The sequence below is a fragment of the Paenibacillus chungangensis genome (assembly GCF_042675905.1).
In the GTDB taxonomy this organism is placed as follows: Bacteria; Bacillota; Bacilli; order Paenibacillales; family Paenibacillaceae; genus Pristimantibacillus; species Pristimantibacillus chungangensis.
On the sequence record NZ_JBHTJZ010000073.1, the window covers coordinates 1 to 19,695 of the forward strand.

Sequence of the window (19,695 nt, forward strand, 5' to 3'; positions counted from 1 at the left end):
TGGTATGCGCCTGCTGTAACGGCGGCCGTGAATGCGGGACTGCTTCAAGGCTATGCCGGCAACACGTTCAGACCCGATCTGCCGATCCGCCGGGAAGAGCTGGCGGCGCTGATTGACCGGGCAAGGCATTTTGCAGCGAACGAGCAATCGGCACAAGCGGATGTCGCCAAAACTCTGGATGCGTTCATAGATCAAGCCAGCATTTCGGACTGGGCGAGGCAAGCCGTAGCGAATCTCGTCCAAGACGGAATCGTCCAAGGACGAAACGAGAATCTCTTTGAGCCGAAGGCTCATACGACGCGCGCCGAGGCGGTTGTAATGCTGACACGCTTATTAAGGGATTTGCAATTTATTGAGGAGTAGTTGAGAGAGCAGTTACACAACTCGCACAAAGAAGCTTCTAAACCGCATAACAAGCGGGTTTAGAAGCTTCTTCAGTGTTAAGCTGATGTTCTAAAGCTTTCTATTTATTGCGCGGCTACTTCCGTAACGGCGCGATAGATCGTGTCATACAGCTCTTCCAGATGCTCCTCCTCGATGCAGGAGAAGGCAACGCGAAGATCATGCTGTCCCAATGCGATCGTGCCGATGCCATACTGTTCCAGCAGATGAGTACGGACGGCTTCCGCAGTTACGCCGGAAAGCTTGAGACACATGAAGTATCCGGAATTGAACGGATAATAGCTCCACACGTCACCATAGCGGCCGCTGTCCAGCAGTGACTTCACGCGGACGGCTCGCCCTTTCATAATGGCGAATTTCTCCGCCTTCTGCTCCTCGAATTCCGGCGACTCCAGAGCATGCAGCACGAACGTCTGGGACGGATGCGGACCGCTGGAGATCGTCGCGCGAATGATACCGAGTGTCTTCTGTTCCAGCGCGGTTAGCGCTGCTTCCGACGGTGAGGCGTAGGTGATGAAGCCGACCCGGAAGCCCCACACATATTCTTCCTTCGTCGCACCGTCCACCTTGACTGCAAGCACTCTCGGGTGCAGGTCAGCCAGCTTGCCGAACAGAGATTCTTGCATGGAATCCTCGAAGAACAGCCCGAAGTAGGCGTCATCCGTAACGGCTACGACGTTCACTCCTGCTTCCGCGGCATCGCGAATCGCGGCGATGATTTCTTCTCCTTCGTCCGGACCGGGCGTGTATCCAGTGGGATTGTTCGGGAAGTTCAGGACGACAATGGCTTTTCCTTTATCCTTCTGCGCTAGCAGTGTCTCTCTAAGTCCGTCGCTGTTGAATCGCATTTCCTTATTATACAGCGGGTACTCTACGATCGTTGCACCGCGGCGAATGCCGAAGGTCAGCTCATAGTTTTCCCAGTTCTTGTCCGGTATGATCACAGCGTCGCCAGCGTCCGCGAACAAGTCCGCAACGATGCTTAGGCCGTGTGTCAAAGCGTTCGTTACGATAGGGTTGCCGAATGATTTCGATTCCAGAGACGGATTTTCCTTTATCATCTTCGAGCGCCAAGCGCTGCGAAGATGAGGCTTGCCGGCAGGAGGAGCGTATTCATAAATATCTTTTGGATTGTAGGCGCTGAGCGTGTCTTGAATTAGCTTCAGATGCATCGGCTGACCGCCTTCTGTAGCAATCCCGATCGTCGCATTGAACTTGTTCGCCTTAGCTTTCGCTTCAGCAGATTGGCTCAAGATCCCTTCCTTGGGGAAGTAGATGTCCCGTCCCAGCTTGGAGAGCATCTCGAAGACCGGACTTGCATCCTTCTGCAGCGTATCGTTTAATCCTTTTGCCAGTGGGTTCATAATGGGCACTCATCCTTCCAACTTATCAATCTGTCTTATCAATCATTGTTGACTCATTCCCGCTATTATAACACTTTTATGCGTTCCCATCTATGAGAGGTTGCGAGAGGCTGTTCAACGTCTCTGAATATATTTTATAATAAGAAAAAGAGCCTATCGGAAAGGGAGGGGGGACATGCTGCATTTGTCGCCTGACAAGCTCATATTAATGCCCGCCTTTGCCAAAATATCTTGCGAGCCTAGCTGGCGTTGGGCGCGACGGGAGAAGCCGCTTGCCAATTTCGACTTGTTCTACGTATGGAGCGGCGAAGGAGTGGTGGAGGTTAACGACACGTATTACGATGTAGGACCGGGCAGTTGTTTTTTGTTTCGACCTGGCGATCATACGAGCGCTACACATAATCCGCAGCGACCGCTTGTGCTGACCTATATTCACTTCGCAGTTGAAGGACCTTACCAGCATATTCCTCACCGATACCGCAAGCTGGAGGACAGGATTGATATGGAGTATCTGTTGTCGAGATATGTGCGGTTGTTCCTGGTAAGAACTTTTGCGGCGCAAGAGGAGGCCCGGCTTATTCTGCTGCAGCTGCTTATTCATCTTCTGCGCGCTGATACTCAGGAACCAGTTGAGAGGAAGGTCAGCAACCAGTTGACGGAAGCGATTCACGAAATCGCTAATTATATTGCCCAGCACCCTGGTATCCCGCACCGAGTGGAAGATCTGGCATCAAGAGCGCAGCTCTCGCCGAGGTATTTCTCTATGAGGTTCAAGGAGATCATCGGCATGTCTGTTCAGAGCTATATGATCCGTACGCGCATCGATCGCGCCCAGCACCTTCTCATGCACGCCGGAATGAACGTGACGGAAGTAGCTGACGCGCTGGGTTATCGCGATATTTTCTTCTTTAGCAGACAGTTCAAGCAATATACAGGGAGAAGTCCATCTGAATTGAGGTAGCTGGAGCAGAAAATAATGAAACAAATGACATAGAGGATGGTATGCACAAAACGGCCCCCTAACGGTTAGAGCATGACTCGCCGTCGCGGGGGCCGTTCTGTTCATGTATTAACGCTCCACAAGATCTCCTAGCCGCTCGCCCATTCGAACCTTCATTCCTGGATGCAGGTCGTCTCTAGGGATGAAACTGTCATCCTCCGTCAGCAGCACAACCGTGGATCCGAACCGGAAGTAAGCGAGCTCATCGCCTCTGTCCATTCGCTCTCGCAACGGCATCACGTATTGAATGCTGCTTACATTCATGGCGCCGACCTTTACGACTGCCGCTTCGCCGGCATGATGCTTGACGTAGGTGACAAGCCGTTCATTCCGGCTAAGCACTCGCTTCATATGCTGCAGTCCGAAGTTGTTGACGGGATAGACTTTGCCCGGGATGAGTTCCCTCTCCACAATTTGCCCCGAGACGGGCATGTGGATGCGGTGATAGTCTGTCGGACTCAAGTAGAGGACGTAGTAATAGCCGTCCATATAGTTCGTCGTACGCGGCGAACCGTTCAGCAGTTCATCAATGGTATAGTTTTGCCCTTTCACATTGAGGATAGCACCTTTCGAGATGACACCGGCACCTGTAATCAGAGCGTCTACCGGGCTGACTAGCGCCGATTCGCTCTCATGTACGTGGCGTGCGTCAGGCTTTAATCGCCTAGTGAAAAATTCATTTAACGTCGCATACTGCGAGAGCTCTTTCTCCGCCTCTTTGACGTTGATACCGTATATTTTCGCGAAACGGGGAATCAGCATTCGGCTGGCGCTTGATTCGGCGAATTTACCCGTTAGTTTGGAAATCCATTTGCGCGAGCTAAGCTCGGTCATGGCACGCAAGAGCCACTTGGTCATGTGATTGCCTCACGTCCTCTCTGTAAGGTATGGGATATGTATCAAGAAGCCCAAGCAACAGTGTGCCACATTCGCCAGCCATAATCAATAGCCACTGTCTTCGTAGCATACGCAGCTGAGCTCGAATAAGTTGCATCGATTACACATTTTGCTGTGGGCTTTGCTTCTTTTCGCCAGTCCTGCATGACGGATTCTGGTTCATAATCGCCATGCTGCAGAGAGAAAGCGGTAATTGTGTAGATTATTTGTAAAGGAAGGGCGCGTGCTTGATTCCTCTTCCTCCCATCCATTATGATGGAAGCAGACTTGGAAGGAGAGGCTAGTCATGAAACAAGATAAACCGCTGCAGCCGGATGCTGCCATATTCGACATGGACGGAACATTGTTCGAGACGGACACTTTATTAATACCGGTACATGAACGCGTATTCCGTACGTTGCGCGAAGAAGGCTTATACAGCGAAGAGACTCCATCTGTGGACATCTTGCTGGGCTGCTTGGGAATGCTTCTGGAAGACATATGGCGTCAAGTGATGCCGAGCAGCACGGAAGAGGCGAGGAAGCGGGCCGATGAATTGCTGCTTCAGTATGAATTGGAAGGACTCGCGGCTGGGGAAGGCAGTTTGTATCCCCATGTGGAGCAGACGTTGCGCGTGTTGAAAGCGCGGGGGGTCAAGCTGTTCATCGCAAGCAATGGCTTGGAGCATTATGTGAAGGGCATTGCTGAGCATAGAGGAATTGCTTCGCTGTTCGACGGCATCTATAGCGCCGGAGAGTACGGTACGCGCAGCAAGGTCGACTTGGTAGCCCGCCTGCTGGAGGATCATGGGCTGCAATCAAGCCATGTATGGATGGTCGGCGACCGCTCTTCCGATGTGGAAGCGGGCAAGCGCAATGGCTTGGTATCTATAGGCTGCGCATATGCTCGTTACGGCGAAGGTTCAGAGTTGTGCGATGCGGACAGACTAATTCATGATTTCAGACAATTAGTAGATGAACGATAGGTTGTCTATTGCAAGTGAAGGGTTGTTCCGCTTCTGGTTCTGGTGAGCTGGAAGTGGAACAGCCCTTTATGTTTACTGCTATGTTGCGGCTGCAGGTCATGTGGCATCGGTTGGAGCGGCTGAAATAAGGCGTGCGCGAGAAATGTGTAGGCAACCCACACTAGAGTGCGCAGCATGCACAAGTAACGGCCCCGACATCTGCGGCTAGGCAGAATTCGGGGCCGGTGTATATTCACATGGAAGAGGAGGAGTCGGACGGCGCAAGCTCATGCGCAACTCCCTCCACGGATTGTGCAAGACCGCTTCTATGGTGTCCGACGTGCCGGATCTTCCATAGCGCATATTGCAGCGGACGCTTGATAGCGTTGCGATATGCTTCCTCCTCGCCGGCTTGGCGGAATACTTCGCGAGCTGGCTTGGGGTTCACCTCGATCAGCCATATATGGCCGCTGCGGTCGATCGCCAGATCGATGGCCAGTTCACATAACGCATCATAGCATTGCTCCAGATAAGCCGCGATAGCCGTGCCGAGCGAGCTTACCTCTTGTTTTAATCTGGCGATATGCTGATCATCGTCAATCCATTGCCGCAGCAGTTGCTCCATCTTGGTCGCGCGACCGCCGCCATGCAGATTGGCAGTAATGCTGCCGGGGGCGCCGATTCTTCCGGCGCAGCCGGTCATTTCCCAGCGGCCGTCGGCCCCTTTCTGCACCAGCAGCCTGTAGTCGTGAACGCGGCCGTTCATCAGCTTCAACTGAATGCCCTGCTGCACAATATATTTGGCGCTCTTCATATTCCAGCGCGACAGATAACTTCCCAGACCGGTCTGACTCACCTTGCAAGGCTGGATAATACGGCGTGAAGCATCTCGTCCCTGAATGTGCACGGCTCTGCCGTGGAGCTTCTGAATGCGCAAGATGCCCCTGCCCCCGGTGCCGTTCACCGGCTTCAAGTACAGTAAAGCGTGCCTTCGCAGCATCTCGTGTACATCCTGCACGCCATTGAAGAATCGGGTGTGCGGCAAGTAAGGGCGGAAGCGATCGTCCTTGGCCAGCACATTGTGAATCGTCCACTTGTTGCGAAGCGGACGGTTCAGGAAGTTGAGCTTCGCAAAGCGCGATCTGAACTTCAGCAGCTCATCATATCTGTGGGAACGCTGGATACGGCAGCGATCGAAGATTACATCCGGCATCGCCATCCATCTTCTGTGCCAGCTCCCTCTGCCGGGCTGGTAGACATGGGCATGAATGCGATTCTGATTGTAATTGACGTCTTGCGGCGTGAAGACGACGACATCCAGTCCCAATTTCTTGCCCTCAATCGTCATCATCCGGTAAATGCCTCGTTCTTCCAGCAAGCCGTTGTCATTGAGATACAGAGTCAGGACGCCAAGCGTCGGTTGCGTCATACTGGAGCTCCTCCTTCGAAGCGAAGCGTCGGCTTGCCAGTTGGTCCTCTGTGCATCGATACGGCTCTCATCCCGAACTTGAAGCAGAGCGCCATGCTGGCGGGATTATCGGTGGCCACATAACAAGTCAGGCGGCCGAGACGGGAGAGCAGCGCATGCAGTATCGCCGATCCTGCACCGACTCCGCGAGCGGCAGGATGAATAACGATCATGCTGGCGTCTTCATCGTCGTCTGCTTCCCCCGCTTGAGAGCGATCGACTTGTCTTGCGAATCCCAAGCCGATTAGACGACGCCCTGATTGGACGGTGACGACGGCAGTGTCACTGAGGCCGGAAGCATCCGCTCGCAGCCGTTCTCCGTCCAGTCGGCGGAAGGCGTGCAGTGTAGCGGCCGTTATTCGCTTCTCTCCGAAGCGGGATGCGAACATAATCAGTCTCTGCCGCCCGTTCCGCCATTCCTCAGGCGTCCACAGCTGCGTTTCCATATTAGGCACCCCCAGTCCGTCTCTTTCTGGTCAAGTAGGAGCTGTAATGAAAAATGCGCTCCAGCGATTTTTGACGAATATGCGGTTCGTCGAATTTCATCGGCTTGGCATTCGCTTCGAAAAACCAGAGGTTCCCGTTGCTGTCAATGCCCAGATCCATCGACATTTCGCCCAGCCGCTGTCTGGAAGCCCGCTCGATTTGCCTCGCGATAAGAAGGGCTGTTTTTTTTGTTCTCTGTAATAGCCTATGTGCCGTCTCCGCATTGAATGAATGGGTAAGAAGCTTCTCTGGGTCTTCAATCCTCCCCCCACGGGGAACGTGAGTTGTGATGCTGGCCGCCCCTGCCAGTCTGGCGCCCAGCCCGCTCAACTCCCATATGCCGCTGCGATTCTTCTGTACGAGCGCGCGCAGGTCGAATTTCCGGTCCTGGAACGATGCGAGCTGAATGCCTTGCTGGGCGATATAGGCTTCTCCGCCGCTTTGTTTTTGAATTCGGCTCCACAGCTTCTGAATGGAGGAGCAGCTGTAGGAGGAGCTTTTTTTGTTTTCCTGTATTTTAAGCAAGTAAGGCAGCGTTTTTTCCTGACGTACTCTCAATGTCATAATGCCCTTTCCGGCTTTGCCGCTTTCCGGCTTCAAGTACACGTAAGCATGCTTGCTAATAAGCTTATCCAGCGACTTGATATTCATTAGACGGCGCGTAGCGGGAATATAGGGGCGGGTCTGCCTGGATTGCTTCAACCATTCGAACAGCTCCCACTTGTTGAAGAAGGAAGGATTGAACAGCTTGATGCGGGAATGCCTGCGACAAGCGTTAATCTTCTGTCTGACGGCAGGCTGCATCTCGTCTTCTCGGTAAGGGATGCGGTTATAGATAATGTGGGGAAAAGGCATTGATCGCTTCTCCCACGTATGGCTGTCACGGTGATAGACGAATCCAGACAGCTTCTTGCGCGTAAGCACGAGTTGCTTCACGGTCAGTACGTATACGGTAAAGCCGAGCGACTCGCCGGTTAGAATCAGATCGGAAAAATTGTTGCGATTGCCCCTGAACTGTCCCTGTCCGTCGTCAACGGTGAGGATGGCGAGTACTGGAGAAGAGGTAAAGGATACGGCTGCCTGCTGTTCATTGCATACTGTGGAACTCATGTCGCCGTTCCCCCTTGAAACCGGCTTAAATACAAGCAATGCTCGAAAATATAGGAGACGGAAGCGTGCCCTTCCGAACGCAAGGCGGGATGCTTGAAGATGGAACGTCCCGGCTTCGCATTCGCTTCGAACATCCACACATTCCCGTCCTTGTCGATCCCGAGATCAAGACCGAGCTCGCCTAGCCGGTGGGGATAGTTGCGCTCAATCGCTTCCGACAGCTTGATGGCGACCGACTTGGCTCGCTCCAGCACCGCTTCGGCTTCACTGCCGAACGTATGGCTGAGCGCTTGCTGCGGTGTCATGAGGGAGCCGCCGCTGTTCACATGCGTCGTCACGCTGCCGCGGCCGGCTTTCTTCGCTCCGATGCCTGCCGGCACCCACGTATTGTTGCCGTTCTTGTGCATATGGAAGCGGAAGTCTATGGGGCACTTGTCTATCTCCACAAGCCTTATCCCCTGTTGAGCGACGTAGCTGCTCAGCCTGCCGGCATGTCTCGCTTGCAGCATGCGCATAAGTGCTTGGAAGCTGTTGTAGCGGACCAGAACGTTCCGATTGCCTCTGCGATATCTGGCGAAATAACCGCGACGGGGATGGTGGGTCAGGCGGTAAATGCCGATACCGAGACTGCCGCTTGTCGGCTTGTAATAGATAAATTGATATTTTTCCAGCATCTCTTTTATTTTCGCAGCCGACGGATTAGAGACGGACTCCGGCAGATGCTTCAGTGCCTCCGGATCGTTGTCCAGAAGCTTGTAGACATCAGATTTATTGAAGAAGCTCCAGTTGAAGATTGGAATTTGCCGCTTGATGAATCGGTCTTTCAATGCGCTGATGGATGCGCTTGTCTCCGCTCTGCGGCTGGGCAAGCGGTTGTAGACGACGTCGGGCAACGGGACGATGCGTCGGTACCAGTTGCCACCGGCATGCAAGAAATAGCCGTAGACTGTGCCCTGCTGCCAGTTGATATCGCGCGGTGTGAATACGAACATATACGCTCTTCGATCTCCTGTACGGATCACTTGCTTGATGAAGCCGGAACGGGAGCCGAACGGACCTTCGGACGTATGAATGGTGTCGGTCAGTATGCCAACGAGCGGTCCCAGCTGCAATTCGTTGTCTCCGTTGCTGAGCAGCATGACATTGCCCGATTTGGGGACGCGAATGGAGTTGCGGACGCCAGAGGACAAATACAGGTGATTGCCGGAACGCTTCAAGGCTTTGAGCGATGCGGTAATCATTTCTTTGCCAAGCTTGAGATGAACGGATTTATTGCCAGACAACTTCAATTGCTTGATGAGCGGTCTGGACAAATAGACGATTTTGTCGGATTGCTGAGCAAAGTGTACGTTACAAGTTGTCAAACTCATCGATGAACCTCCTGAACGTGTAAGACCGCAGCTTTACGGGACTGATTCGGTCATTTGGTGAATGCAAGTGACGGTGTCGTGCGATAGGCATTGGCCAGATAACGGGCATAATGTAGCAATCTATCAATGGATAGCCGGTGAAGCTCCGGATTGTCAGCGCGCCTCCAGCAGTCGCGTCCCGGCTTGGCGTTCGCCTCCAGCAGCCATAGCTTTCCGTCCGGCTCGATGCCGAAGTCGAAAGCCAGCTCGCCGAATCTGCCGAAATTATGCTCCAGCTGAGTTGCTGCCTGCCCACTTATTGTATGGATAAGCGGGAGTAAATGTTCAGCTGTGGACCTGCCCAAATTTGCCGTCAATACCTCCAGAGCGGGCCGGACAGAGCCGCCACCGTGCAGATTGGACGTTACTGACTGCGCGTCGCCTTCTCTCGCCGAAGTACCCGTACAGCGCCAGCGGCCGCTCCCATCCTTCTGCATCAAGGAACGAATATCGTAAGGTCTTCCGCTCACCCCGATCAGTTGCAGGTACGGTTGGAGCAAGAAGGCCGACTGCTTCATGAAGGCTGTTATCCACGGGATCAGCTCGTTCGAGCTGGGGAATCGCCGCGCGAAGGGCTGGTTGCCCATCGTTCTGCCGCGGATGATCCATTCGCTAGTCAATGGATCAAGGCGCACATGCGCGATCCCGCGACCCTGCATGCCGGCAGCGGGCTTCAGTACAATTCCGCCGCTATAACGCTCGGCGGCAGCAGCCAGTTGCTTCCATGCGCCGTATGGCGCTGTCGAAGGCAGATAAGGAAGTAGGACTGGGTCGTCGCTCCATGCGTTGTGTACAGCCAGCTTGGACGGCAGCTTGCCGTTCAGCAGCCGGTGCGGCTTCTGTTCCGCCAGCTGCGCTAGCGCATCGGCGCAGCGATATCGGTCTTGGCTGCTCGCGAAGAAGCAGCGGTCGTAGATGACGTCGGGATAGGGCACTTCACGTCTGATCCACCTGTCCTGCTCCAGACAATAGCCGTACAATCGCCCGGAAGAAGTGTCGAGATCCGCCGCAGAGAACACGAATACCTCGATGCCCTCCACCTTGCCCGCCACACTTAATTCCCTGCAAAGCAGAGGTTCTGCGGGGGTGAAAGCACCTCTGGCCGGGGAAGTCGGCCGAGGGGGCGCTGTGGCAATGCCTAGCGCAATGGTCTTCTGTGGCATGGGCACCTCCATTAGAAGCCCGCCAAATGACGGGAATATTGAATCATCATCCTGACGGATGGACGTATCTTGCCTTCGTTAAGCGGGGTGTTGTCGTTCTTGGACGGCTTGGAGTTGACCTCCAGCAGCCATACCTTCCCGTTCGTATCCAATGCCAGATCAATGCCCAGTTCACCGAAATGGGCAGGAATGCTCTCGTCGACGCCTTGCGCGATATGAAGGGCGGCCTGACGGAGCCGGAGCGCCGCGTCCTGGCTGTTTTTTCCAATGTTCGCTTTAGCTACGGCTACTCCGACCGGGCTTAGCGTGCCGCCGCGCGCCAGATTGGATACGAAATGCTGTTCGCCTGCTGTTCGGGCGACAATCGACGTGATCGTCCATTTGCCGGCTGCGTTTTTTTGTGCGAGCGCTCGGAAATCGACGGGACGCTTGCCAATTTCGATCAGTTGAAGCCCTTGCTGAATCTGGTAGCGAGACGTTTTCATTTTGGACGCCAGAGAAGCGTACAGCTTGCCAAGGGTAGGATAGGTCTGTTTGCGATAACCTGCCGACGTAGCGTGCATCGCCTGGTAGCCATCGGCGCTCAGTCGGGATATCCGGATAATGCCTTTGCCCAGACTGCCGCGCACCGGCTTGAGGAATACGCTGGAGTAGCGAGAGCACATCGACTTCATTGTCGATATATTTCTCAGCTGGTGCGACTCCGGCAAGTAGCGCCGAAGATCATTGTTGCTCTGCAGCGCGTCGAACACTTCTGTCTTATCCAAGAACTTCTCGTTGAATATGCTGGTTCCGTAAGCGTGCTTCGTCTCGGCGATGAATTGCTTGACGTTCGGCCTGTTCTCCAGTCTGCGTGAAGTAAGTCGATTGTTGATGACGTCCGGAGCGGGCAGCCATACGCGCTGCCAGATCCCCGTATAGACCCACCCTTCGGTCCCCCCGACGCTGTCGCCAATCAGGTCGGGTGTGAAGAAGAACACATACGCCCCCTGCGCCTTGCACGCTTCTACGAGCTCGCGGCAGAACATCGTGATCGATCCGAACGGCTTCTCCGGAGAGTCTGGATAGTCTCTGCTTACCAGAACGCCGATTAACGGACCCAGGGCAAGCGTGCTTGTATCGGCGTCGTATTGCAGGCACAGCCCGACGCGCGACGGATGGCCGGCATAGATGCCCATCCTGGCCGCTAGCGCTCCACTCATTCGCATGCCGTTTATTTTTGGAGATGGAATAATTTTGACGTGTTGCCGATAAGCCCCGAACTTTAAGATGACGGGTCCGCTGCGAGGGATCTTCTTGGCTCGGATGACACTTTCCCCAAGCATAATTGCGTCCTCCGGCAGCACAGTAGATGGAGTGAGTTGCAGTCCTATTTTTGATTTACGCATTGTAGTTTTCTTCTCCTTCCAAGCAGGAGGAATATCGGATCGGGACAACGCTTTATTGTGTACAGTGAATTTGACCCACATTGAGACAGTATGGGTTACTTCATCATATGTGGGCATAGAATGCTTTGTGCGTGCAGTTAAGCGAGTCATATCCCGCCGGACAGGCTCATACATTAACAATAGAATTAAGCGAAGCGGAGAGGAGTGAGCGTAATTGATGAAGCACACAGTTTATTTGCTTATGGCCACAGCGATGATCTTCTATGCGATGCCTCATCTGGAACTTGGAGGCCCGCTGCGGGTGGAGAATCTGTTCTGGTTCATATGGCTTTCGTTCTCTGTACTTGCTGTCGGGGCGAATGTGAATGTGCTGTTGATGAGTGAGGAGAAGCGGAAGGAGCTAGTTCGAGTGAAGCGTGCGAAGGCGCTTGCCTGGGAGAGAAGGATCACGGACAGGGCGGCAGAGAGGAACAAGGGCGGTGTCAGAGGAATGCGTTAGGTGGTTTAAGGCAGACAAGCAGAGTAGACAAGATAATATTTGAGAATGAATATTTGTGCAAATGACATTCACCCCGAATAGGCATGAATGTCATTTTTGGTTTTGGGACAGCTAGTCCATTTCTCTGAAATGAACAAGCTGCTTGACAAGTTTGTAGACGACTTCCTGCTCCTTCAGACTCAATACAGTCAGTTGATGGGCGATTTTCTCGGCATAGAGGCTGCTCTCCGGATTGTTCATGCCAGCATTGCTCAATTCGCCAAGCTCCTCCACGGTGACGATATCCTTCAGTGGCGTTTGCAGGGCGAATGCGATTCTGTTGAGGACGTCAATCGTAGGATTTTTCTCTCCCCGTTCAACCTGTCCCATGTATGACGTATTAATGTCTGCCCGAAGCGCCAGCTGTTCCTGGCTAAGTCCCTTTTCCCTGCGCAAGGTGCGGATGTTCTCACCAATTAGTCGCGAAATATCGCTCATTATGTCACCTCAGCCTAAAGATAGAGTTTTGCATGCGGTGCAACAACGTTATATAGAATGTATCTATTTGAACGACTATAGTCATTGACTAAAAAGTGGTTTTTTTTATTATAATTAGGCTAAAAATGACATCGCAGAATACAAGTTGGCAAAAATGATGAGAGGGAGCAGGCTGAGATTGACGATGCTAGCGCAAGAATTTCAATTTTTCCGGAATGTTAGAACATATTATTGTCATGTTACATTTGATGTGGAATTCACCTATCGATATGCTCATCGCCTTACAAACCAAGGGAAAGCGCACGGCTCGTTCCGTTGCGGTGTCAACGCTTATACGCAGATGGTGGAGTATACGATGAAGCTTCAGTCCGATCCGATAGAAAGGCCCTGCAGCGAGAAGAACACCTTCCTGTTCAACCATATCTATCCTCGCATCCCGAAGCAGTGCATTACCTTCGACGAATATCCTGTCTTCAAGCAGAAATATCGCGTACCCATCGATTACGATTGGCAGCAGTTCGTAGAGAAGGGAGCCGAGACGGCCATTAACGTCAATACGATGAACGCTTTACTGCGGAAGTGGCGATTTCTAGGGGACGAAGAGACGATGGTGGATGCCGGAATTAAGGTGACAGCCGTGCGCCTGAATTGGACATAGTTGCATTCATACGGCGGTTGATAAAGCTTCCCATTCGTCATGCGTCACTATATCTTCTATAATGGTGGTGTAGACAGGGAGGATGTCAATGAGTGAAGCAGACAAGCAGTCCCATAACGAGACCATTACGAAGCATGAACAAATTCTGCACTATATTCAAGGGCTGAAGATTGGTACGAAAATATCTGTCAGAGCAATTGCAAAGCAGTTGAGCATTAGCGAGGGCACCGTATACAAGGCGTTCAAGGAGGCCGAGGCGTCTGGTCTCGTCAGCACGAAGGAGCGGATCGGCACGGTGCGTATCCAGCGGAAGCGGCGCGATGCGGTAGACCAGCTCACGTTCGGCGAAGTGGCCCAAATCGTGGAGGGGCGACTGTACGGAGGATTGTCGGGGCTTGATAAGACGCTGCACAAGTTCGTCATCGGCGCGATGGAGCTAGACGCCATGATGCGTTATATCGATGAAGGCAGCCTGCTTATTGTAGGGAACAGGGCCAGCGCGCACGCTCGCGCCCTGGAGCAAGGCGCGGGCGTTCTCATCACGGGGGGGTTCGAGCCTAGCGAAGAGACGGTGGAACTGGCTGACAAGCTGGCGCTGCCGATTCTGTCTTCAAGACATGATACGTTCACGGTCGCTTCCATGTTGAACAGGGAGATGTACGATCGATTAATCAAGCGCAAGATTATGCTGCTGGAGGATATTGTCACATTCAGCCGCACAGCGGATGTGATGACGGTTGGACGGACAGTGGGCGACTTCTATTCGTTGTCGCGAGAGACGGGCTTCAGTCGCTTCCCGGTGCTGGACGAGCGTAAGCGGGTAATCGGCATGATTACGGCGAAGGATGCTGCCGGAGCCGACGAGCGTACAGTGGTGGAGCGGGTCATGACGAAGCATCCCATTACGGCCGCGCCCAATATTACGGTTACTTCCGCAGCGCATACGATGGCTGCCGAGGGCATTGATCTGTTGCCAATCGTCGACCGCCATCGCAAGCTGCTTGGCGTTGTGACACGGCGGGAAGTGCTGGATGCGATGAAGTTCGCAGGGAAGCAGCCGGAATCGGGGGAGACGTTCGAAGATTTGATGTGGGCGGGATTTATGAACTCTGCGAAGAGCGGCACCGAGGAGGCGAGCATCACCTATAAAGGCAGAGTAAGTCCGCAGATGTCGGGGGCGCTCGGCATGGCATCGGAAGGATTGTTATCTACGCTCATGATTCAGGGTGCCAGGAATATGATCAGGGAGACGGGCAAGCGGGATTTCCTTCTGGAGAGCATGACGACTTATTACGTGAGGCCAGTGCAGATCGACAGCGAACTGCTGGTGAAGCCGCGAGCGCTGGAGCTCAGCCGCAAGTTCTCCAAGCTGGAGGTGGAGGTTCACGACGAGCAGGGGCTGGCCGCCAAGGCGATGCTGACGGCCCAGATGATTGATCCTTATTGACGCTGTTGTTCCTTCAAGCGCTGGTAGTAACCTTGATTGCGTATGCCTGCGAACAGGTTGAATACGCCGATGATAAGGAAGATTGCCCCGATGACGATACGCAGCGTGGATTCGTTCGACAGCAGCAGTTGCACGGCTGCGATGAATATAAGCATGGCGCCCATGCTCATATTCATACGGGCGGAGCAGATGCCTTTCCATTTGACATCCGTTGTGCGTCTGGACTTGATGCTGAACCATACCGAGCCCATCAGGCTAATTAGAATGCAAGGCGCAAGTACCCATTGAATCAATTCATTCATCGTTGATTATAGCAGCTCCTTTACGCATAGAGACGAGCGCCTGCAGTGGAGCGGGCGCCCGTTTTTTTCTATTGTACCATGAATGCCGCCGCACTGTCTTATCCTTAGCTGGGAGGTCTGGCATAGGATTTGACCGTCATCCATATTTGTAGCACATTGTCGACGAGCAGGACGGTTTTCAGCTCAATCGTATAATCTTTGCCGTACACGTCCCGGTATACCATGCTCTTCAGCAGGTTGCGAGCAAGCCTGGCGTCGGAGTCGATGTCGTAGATGCTTTTGCCCAAGAAGATGGACAGATGTTCCTTGACACGCTTAATGAGCTCCGATTCCGTCAATTCATCTAGCCTGGCTCTCATCTGCTCGTTCGCGCTTCCGTTTTCTATCCTGAGCTTAATACTTTTGATAACGGTATGCTGCGATTTGTAGTAATTAAGATTTCTAATGTCCTGCTCGTATTGCTCGAGCTGCTCCTGCAGTCCCCGGTTGACATTGTACATATGCTGGAACTTGGCGATGTGCAGCGTGTTCAGGATCGCAGCTCCAATCAGCATGCCCGACAGCAGCGCGCCGAGCAGTTGCATGCATCGTGTGTAGCGCTGGAAGGGAGGCAGTCTCATCTGTTATACCGCCCCTCTGCAGAGGATTCTTACTAATTCCGTTGCGATGTGCGCGCCGAGGAAGGCGAACAGAATGAAGCAGATCTGCTGCGCTGCAGGCGATAGCTGACCGGCGGATATGTTGCTCTCTATGACGCGGACGGGATCGATCGAGCCTCCGATAGCGGCGACAATCGCCCATATTTTCAACCGGGCAGCCGTATCCATCATGATGGTCGCAGGCGGCATCAGCATGAAGACGGACCCGATGCCGGCCAGCATGGCGCCTCCTATCACGATGCCGAATGCGATGAAAAAATCCAGTCCTGCTTTGGACAGGAAGTAACTCATGGCCATCTCCCTCTCATTCTCTCCGTACGATTCCTACTCTCATTGTATGGGCGTGTCCCCCTCCAATATGATAAAATAGTCATATTCATTGTCTGATAGAGGAAAGGAAGAGATCAGGGTGGACGTCTATAGCGGTTCTTCGTTCGTGCATCTTCATGTTCATAGCGAATACAGTCTGCTCGACGGCGCAGCCCGTATCCCGGAGCTAGTTAACCGAGCGGCGGATCTGGGCATGGACGCGCTGGCGCTTACGGACCATGGCGTAATGTACGGAGCTATTCCGTTCTATCGCGCATGCCGTGATCGCGGCATCAAACCGATCGTCGGCTGCGAGCTGTATGTGACGGCAGAATCGCGCTTCCAGAAGGGCTCGCGCAAGGATCACCCCATCTATCATCTGATCGTGCTGGCCAAGAATGAGACGGGTTATCGCAATCTGATGCGGCTCAGCACAATCGGCTATCTGGAAGGCTTCCACTATAAGCCGAGGGTGGACATGGCCTCGCTGGAGGAGCATGCCGAAGGTCTCGTCTGCCTGAGCGCTTGTCTTGGCGGCGAGGTGGCCCAGCATCTGCTGCACGACCGCAAGGACGAAGCTCGCGCGGCGGCGCTTCGCTATCGGCAAATATTCGGCGACGACTTCTATCTGGAACTTCAGGATCACGGATTGCTGGAGCAGAAGAAAGTAATGGCATACATGATCGCCCTTGCTCAGGAGACCGGCATTCCGTTGGTCGCGACGAACGATGCGCATTACTTGCGTCCAGAGGACAAGGAGGTCCAGGATGTCCTGATCTGCATCGGTACGGGCAAGACGGTGGAGGACGAGGACAGATTGCATATTCCGACCAACCAGGCTTACCTGAAGCACGCCGACGAGATGGCGGAGCTGTTCCGCCATGTACCGGAGGCGCTGAGGAATACTGTGGAGATTGCGGCCAAGTGCGAGCTGCATATTCCGCTTGGACGCGCTTCCCTGCCGGTGTTCCGACCGGTTCCAGCGGACATGAACTCCAGCGGTTATTTGTCCGAGCTGTGCAAGCAAGGGATGATGGCCAGATATGGCGATACGGAGAAGTGGCTGCATGATGCCTCCTACAGGGAGGCTGCGGAATCCCGTCTCGCCTATGAGCTTGGCGTAATCGACAAGATGGGCTTCAGCGATTACTTCCTTATCGTATGGGACTTCATTCGGTTCGCTAGAGAGAGGAGTATCCGCGTAGGACCGGGAAGGGGCTCCTCCGCCGGTAGTCTGGTTGCGTATACCCTTCGTATTACAGACATCGATCCGCTAAAGTATAAGCTGCTGTTCGAACGGTTCCTTAATCCGGAACGAATCTCCATGCCGGACATTGACATCGACTTCGACGATGAACGTCGCGAAGAGGTTATTCAATATGTCGCCGCCAAGTATGGCGAATCCCATGTCGCCCAGATTATTACCTTCGGCACGATGGCAGCCAGAGCGGCCGTTCGCGATGTAGGCAGGGCGCTTGCCGTTCCGTTCCAGGACGTAGATAAGGCTGCTAAGCTGATCCCGGGCGGCGTAGGCGTAAGCCTGCGCAGTGCGCTTGAGTCTAGCGGCGAGCTGCAAGAGCTGGCGAAGCGAGGTCCGAAGACGGAGAAGTTGATTCACATGGCGATGAAGGTGGAAGGCATGCCTCGCCATGCTTCCACCCATGCGGCGGGCATCGTCATCGCTGCGAAGCCGCTTACGCATTATACGCCGTTGCAGGAAGGCGGCGACGGCATCGCACTGACGCAATATGCGATGGAGAATCTGGAGGCAATCGGCCTGTTGAAGATGGATTTCCTCGGTCTGCGCACCTTGTCCATTCTGGAGAGGACGCTGCGCTGGGTGAAGGAGCTCTATGGCAGGGAGATTGACTTCCATACGGTGGACGATAACGATCCCGCTACGTACGCGATGCTGGGCAAGGGAGAGACGACGGGCATCTTTCAATTGGAGTCCGCTGGAGTCCGCCGTGTGCTGCGCGAGTTGAAGCCGACGGGATTCGAAGACATTATATCCGTACTCGCGCTGTATCGCCCCGGACCGATGGAATTCATTCCGCAGTATATCGGGGGCAAGCATGGCACGATAGATGTCCACTACCCGCATCCGGACTTGAAGCCGGTGCTCGCCGACACATACGGCATCATCGTCTATCAGGAGCAGATTATGGCGATCGCTTCCCAGATGGCGGGATTTACATTGGGAGAGGCGGACTTGCTGCGCCGGGCGGTGTCCAAGAAGAAGCGGGAGGTGCTGGACGAGCAACGGGCTCATTTCGTACAAGGGAGTCTCCGCATGGGATATGTCGCTGAAGATGCCAATCGTGTCTACGATATGATCGTGCGCTTCGCGGATTACGGCTTCCCGAGAGCGCATGCGACGGCATATGGCGTGCTTGCCTTCCAGACAGCCTGGCTGAAGGCGCATTATCCCGTTCCGTTCATGGCTTCCATGCTTTCTTCGGTCACCGGTAACATGCGCAAGACCGCTCAGTACGTCGATGAGTGCAGACGGATGGGGATTGAAGTGCTGCCCCCCGATGTGAATGAGAGCGGCGTCTCCTTCACGCCTGTAGATGGCGCCGTTCGATTCGGTCTGGCCGCTGTTAAAAATGTGGGCACGACCGCTATCGAGGCGATTATGAGAGAACGGAAGAAGCAACCCTACGACAGTATGCTGGATCTGTGCAAGCGGGTCGATCTTCGCGTCGTCAACAAGCGCGTGCTGGAATCGTTGGTCAGCGCCGGGGCGTTTGATTCCTTGCCGGGTCATCGCGCCCAGCTTCTGGGCGCGCTTGAGGAGACGATGGAGGTCGCTCAGAAGTGGCGCAAGGAGCGAGAGGAGCTGCAGATTGAGTTGTTCGGCTTCGACGAAGTACAGAACTGGGATGTGGAGCTGTCGGACATTCGTCCGTTCGGGACGGCTCAGAAGCTGGATCTGGAGCGGGAACATATCGGGCTGTATCTGTCCGGCCACCCGCTGGAAGCTATCGCGCCCGTGTTGGACGGTCTGCAGTTGGATCGGCTCGTTCAGCTCTCGGAAGTTCCTGACGGCTCCGCTGCCGTTCTGGGGGTCATGATCGCCGGCATGAAGCCGTTCCGGACGAAGAAGGGGAAGTCGATGGCGTTCCTAGAGGTGGAGGATCGCGTCATGCGCGTGGAAGCCGTTGTCTTCCCGTCGGTATGGGAGAGATACTCCTCCAAGCTGCACAAGGACGGCCTTGTCATAATATTGGCGAAGGTGCAGCAAGCGGACGAAGACTTTAAGTTGCTCATCGAGGAGGTTGTGCCTCTGGATGGCGAACAGCAGGATCTTACGGCTTCCGTTCGCTGGCTAAGGGGGAAGGCGGGCTTCAGAGGAGGCGGAGGCTATGGCGGAAGGCGGAGTGATCGGACATTACCTGGCAGTACGCAGTCTGAACGGCGGAGACAAGCGCTGAGTCCTCCCTCAGTGGGGAACAGCTCCGAAGGAAAGTCATACCGCGCCTATATTAAAATTTCCGCGGATAACGAGCAGCGGGAGATTCTGTCCAAGCTGAAGCGAATATTGGAGCGGCATGCAGGGTCGGTGGAGACGGTGTTGTTCTATGAACGGGAAGGCAAAATGCTGGCGCTGAACAGACGATCGGGGGTCACTCCTTCGCCTGAGCTTGCGGGCTTCGTCGAAGCTCTGCTCGGCAAGGGCACATTCGTCTTGAAATAAGGGGCATGTTCGCT

19 protein-coding genes are annotated in these 19,695 nt (G+C 54.1%); 7 read left to right on the forward strand and 12 right to left on the reverse strand.

Annotated features, from left to right (window positions below; all coding sequences use genetic code 11):
- Nucleotides 1–363 (forward strand): S-layer homology domain-containing protein (locus ACFQ2I_RS23175; protein ID WP_377568690.1); only part of this gene is annotated, 363 nt, incomplete at its 5' end.
- A 104-nt stretch (nt 364–467) separates the two neighbouring features.
- Here ACFQ2I_RS23175 and ACFQ2I_RS23180 read toward each other — a convergent pair.
- Nucleotides 468–1,766 (reverse strand): aminotransferase class I/II-fold pyridoxal phosphate-dependent enzyme, encoded by a 1,299-nt coding sequence (locus ACFQ2I_RS23180; protein ID WP_377568693.1) that lies wholly within the window; start codon nt 1,764–1,766, stop codon nt 468–470.
- Between the two features lie 175 nt (nt 1,767–1,941).
- Here ACFQ2I_RS23180 and ACFQ2I_RS23185 point away from each other — a divergent pair, with 175 nt between their 5' ends.
- A complete protein-coding gene (locus ACFQ2I_RS23185) occupies nt 1,942–2,727 on the forward strand; it encodes a helix-turn-helix domain-containing protein (RefSeq protein WP_377568696.1) in 786 nt (261 codons plus the stop codon).
- A gap of 108 nt (nt 2,728–2,835) precedes the next feature.
- Here the strand turns inward: ACFQ2I_RS23185 and asd are convergent, their stop codons facing one another.
- Complete coding sequence (asd, locus tag ACFQ2I_RS23190; protein WP_377568699.1) at nt 2,836–3,624, reverse strand: archaetidylserine decarboxylase; 789 nt, start codon at nt 3,622–3,624, stop codon at nt 2,836–2,838.
- 325 nt (nt 3,625–3,949) lie between these two features.
- Between asd and ACFQ2I_RS23195 the strand changes: the two genes are divergently transcribed.
- The gene (locus ACFQ2I_RS23195; RefSeq protein ID WP_377568702.1) at nt 3,950–4,627 is read left to right on the forward strand and encodes an HAD family hydrolase; all 678 of its coding nucleotides are present in this window, start codon (nt 3,950–3,952) and stop codon (nt 4,625–4,627) included.
- Between the two features lie 232 nt (nt 4,628–4,859).
- On the opposite strand, the gene ACFQ2I_RS23200 is transcribed toward ACFQ2I_RS23195, so the two are convergent.
- From ACFQ2I_RS23200 to ACFQ2I_RS23225, 6 genes are read right to left on the reverse strand one after another with little or no spacing between them, the layout of a single operon-like run.
- Nucleotides 4,860–6,035: a YheC/YheD family endospore coat-associated protein gene (locus ACFQ2I_RS23200; RefSeq protein ID WP_377568705.1), complete on the reverse strand. Its 1,176-nt coding sequence runs from the start codon at nt 6,033–6,035 to the stop codon at nt 4,860–4,862.
- Nucleotides 6,032–6,520 (reverse strand): GNAT family N-acetyltransferase, encoded by a 489-nt coding sequence (locus tag ACFQ2I_RS23205; RefSeq protein ID WP_377568708.1) that lies wholly within the window; start codon nt 6,518–6,520, stop codon nt 6,032–6,034. Before ACFQ2I_RS23205 ends, ACFQ2I_RS23200 begins: the two co-directional genes overlap by 4 nt.
- 1 nt (nt 6,521) lies before the next feature.
- Complete coding sequence (locus ACFQ2I_RS23210) at nt 6,522–7,670, reverse strand: YheC/YheD family endospore coat-associated protein (protein ID WP_377568710.1); 1,149 nt, start codon at nt 7,668–7,670, stop codon at nt 6,522–6,524.
- Nucleotides 7,667–9,040 carry a YheC/YheD family endospore coat-associated protein gene (locus tag ACFQ2I_RS23215; protein WP_377568713.1) on the reverse strand — a complete coding sequence of 458 codons (1,374 nt, stop codon included), beginning with the start codon at nt 9,038–9,040 and terminating at the stop codon, nt 7,667–7,669. The genes ACFQ2I_RS23210 and ACFQ2I_RS23215 overlap by 4 nt, the downstream gene beginning before the upstream one ends.
- A 50-nt stretch (nt 9,041–9,090) precedes the next feature.
- Nucleotides 9,091–10,242: a YheC/YheD family endospore coat-associated protein gene (locus tag ACFQ2I_RS23220; RefSeq protein WP_377568716.1), complete on the reverse strand. Its 1,152-nt coding sequence runs from the start codon at nt 10,240–10,242 to the stop codon at nt 9,091–9,093.
- Between the two features lie 11 nt (nt 10,243–10,253).
- Complete coding sequence (locus ACFQ2I_RS23225; protein ID WP_377568719.1) at nt 10,254–11,630, reverse strand: YheC/YheD family endospore coat-associated protein; 1,377 nt, start codon at nt 11,628–11,630, stop codon at nt 10,254–10,256.
- Nucleotides 11,631–11,847: 217 nt separating this feature from the next.
- Here ACFQ2I_RS23225 and ACFQ2I_RS23230 point away from each other — a divergent pair, with 217 nt between their 5' ends.
- Nucleotides 11,848–12,129 (forward strand): hypothetical protein, encoded by a 282-nt coding sequence (locus ACFQ2I_RS23230; protein ID WP_377568721.1) that lies wholly within the window; start codon nt 11,848–11,850, stop codon nt 12,127–12,129.
- A gap of 111 nt (nt 12,130–12,240) precedes the next feature.
- Here the strand turns inward: ACFQ2I_RS23230 and ACFQ2I_RS23235 are convergent, their stop codons facing one another.
- Nucleotides 12,241–12,606 carry a helix-turn-helix domain-containing protein gene (locus ACFQ2I_RS23235; protein ID WP_377568724.1) on the reverse strand — a complete coding sequence of 122 codons (366 nt, stop codon included), beginning with the start codon at nt 12,604–12,606 and terminating at the stop codon, nt 12,241–12,243.
- A gap of 178 nt (nt 12,607–12,784) precedes the next feature.
- Between ACFQ2I_RS23235 and ACFQ2I_RS23240 the strand changes: the two genes are divergently transcribed.
- Nucleotides 12,785–13,264 (forward strand): hypothetical protein, encoded by a 480-nt coding sequence (locus ACFQ2I_RS23240; protein WP_377568727.1) that lies wholly within the window; start codon nt 12,785–12,787, stop codon nt 13,262–13,264.
- 88 nt (nt 13,265–13,352) lie between these two features.
- The gene (locus ACFQ2I_RS23245) at nt 13,353–14,711 is read left to right on the forward strand and encodes a DRTGG domain-containing protein (RefSeq protein ID WP_377568729.1); all 1,359 of its coding nucleotides are present in this window, start codon (nt 13,353–13,355) and stop codon (nt 14,709–14,711) included.
- On the opposite strand, the gene ACFQ2I_RS23250 is transcribed toward ACFQ2I_RS23245, so the two are convergent.
- From ACFQ2I_RS23250 to ACFQ2I_RS23260, 3 genes are all read right to left on the reverse strand, one after another.
- Nucleotides 14,705–15,013: a YtpI family protein gene (locus ACFQ2I_RS23250; RefSeq protein ID WP_377568732.1), complete on the reverse strand. Its 309-nt coding sequence runs from the start codon at nt 15,011–15,013 to the stop codon at nt 14,705–14,707. The genes ACFQ2I_RS23245 and ACFQ2I_RS23250 overlap by 7 nt on opposite strands.
- Before the next feature lie 104 nt (nt 15,014–15,117).
- The gene (locus tag ACFQ2I_RS23255) at nt 15,118–15,633 is read right to left on the reverse strand and encodes a hypothetical protein (RefSeq protein WP_377568735.1); all 516 of its coding nucleotides are present in this window, start codon (nt 15,631–15,633) and stop codon (nt 15,118–15,120) included.
- Between the two features lie 3 nt (nt 15,634–15,636).
- Nucleotides 15,637–15,963: a YtrH family sporulation protein gene (locus ACFQ2I_RS23260; RefSeq protein ID WP_377568738.1), complete on the reverse strand. Its 327-nt coding sequence runs from the start codon at nt 15,961–15,963 to the stop codon at nt 15,637–15,639.
- A 118-nt stretch (nt 15,964–16,081) separates the two neighbouring features.
- On the opposite strand from ACFQ2I_RS23260, the gene ACFQ2I_RS23265 reads away from it, so the two are divergent.
- Nucleotides 16,082–19,681, forward strand: a complete 3,600-nt coding sequence (locus ACFQ2I_RS23265) for a DNA polymerase III subunit alpha (RefSeq protein WP_377568741.1) — start codon at nt 16,082–16,084, stop codon at nt 19,679–19,681.
- Nucleotides 19,682–19,695 lie beyond the last annotated feature (14 nt).

Bases quoted from the DNA above. Each gene is read 5' to 3' on its own strand.
- ACFQ2I_RS23200 (WP_377568705.1), bottom strand. From the start codon at position 6,035: ATGACGCAACCGACGCTTGGCGTCCTGACTCTGTATCTCAATGACAAC.
- ACFQ2I_RS23235 (WP_377568724.1), bottom strand. From the start codon at position 12,606: ATGAGCGATATTTCGCGACTAATTGGTGAGAACATCCGCACCTTGCGC.
- ACFQ2I_RS23185 (WP_377568696.1), top strand. From the start codon at position 1,942: ATGCTGCATTTGTCGCCTGACAAGCTCATATTAATGCCCGCCTTTGCC.
- ACFQ2I_RS23195 (WP_377568702.1), top strand. From the start codon at position 3,950: ATGAAACAAGATAAACCGCTGCAGCCGGATGCTGCCATATTCGACATG.
- ACFQ2I_RS23260 (WP_377568738.1), bottom strand. From the start codon at position 15,963: ATGAGTTACTTCCTGTCCAAAGCAGGACTGGATTTTTTCATCGCATTC.
- ACFQ2I_RS23250 (WP_377568732.1), bottom strand. From the start codon at position 15,013: ATGAATGAATTGATTCAATGGGTACTTGCGCCTTGCATTCTAATTAGC.
- ACFQ2I_RS23180 (WP_377568693.1), bottom strand. From the start codon at position 1,766: ATGAACCCACTGGCAAAAGGATTAAACGATACGCTGCAGAAGGATGCA.
- ACFQ2I_RS23225 (WP_377568719.1), bottom strand. From the start codon at position 11,630: ATGCGTAAATCAAAAATAGGACTGCAACTCACTCCATCTACTGTGCTG.
- ACFQ2I_RS23220 (WP_377568716.1), bottom strand. From the start codon at position 10,242: ATGCCACAGAAGACCATTGCGCTAGGCATTGCCACAGCGCCCCCTCGG.
- asd (WP_377568699.1), bottom strand. From the start codon at position 3,624: ATGACCAAGTGGCTCTTGCGTGCCATGACCGAGCTTAGCTCGCGCAAA.
- ACFQ2I_RS23255 (WP_377568735.1), bottom strand. From the start codon at position 15,633: ATGAGACTGCCTCCCTTCCAGCGCTACACACGATGCATGCAACTGCTC.
- ACFQ2I_RS23210 (WP_377568710.1), bottom strand. From the start codon at position 7,670: ATGAGTTCCACAGTATGCAATGAACAGCAGGCAGCCGTATCCTTTACC.
- ACFQ2I_RS23245 (WP_377568729.1), top strand. From the start codon at position 13,353: ATGAGTGAAGCAGACAAGCAGTCCCATAACGAGACCATTACGAAGCAT.
- ACFQ2I_RS23215 (WP_377568713.1), bottom strand. From the start codon at position 9,040: ATGAGTTTGACAACTTGTAACGTACACTTTGCTCAGCAATCCGACAAA.
- ACFQ2I_RS23230 (WP_377568721.1), top strand. From the start codon at position 11,848: ATGAAGCACACAGTTTATTTGCTTATGGCCACAGCGATGATCTTCTAT.
- ACFQ2I_RS23205 (WP_377568708.1), bottom strand. From the start codon at position 6,520: ATGGAAACGCAGCTGTGGACGCCTGAGGAATGGCGGAACGGGCGGCAG.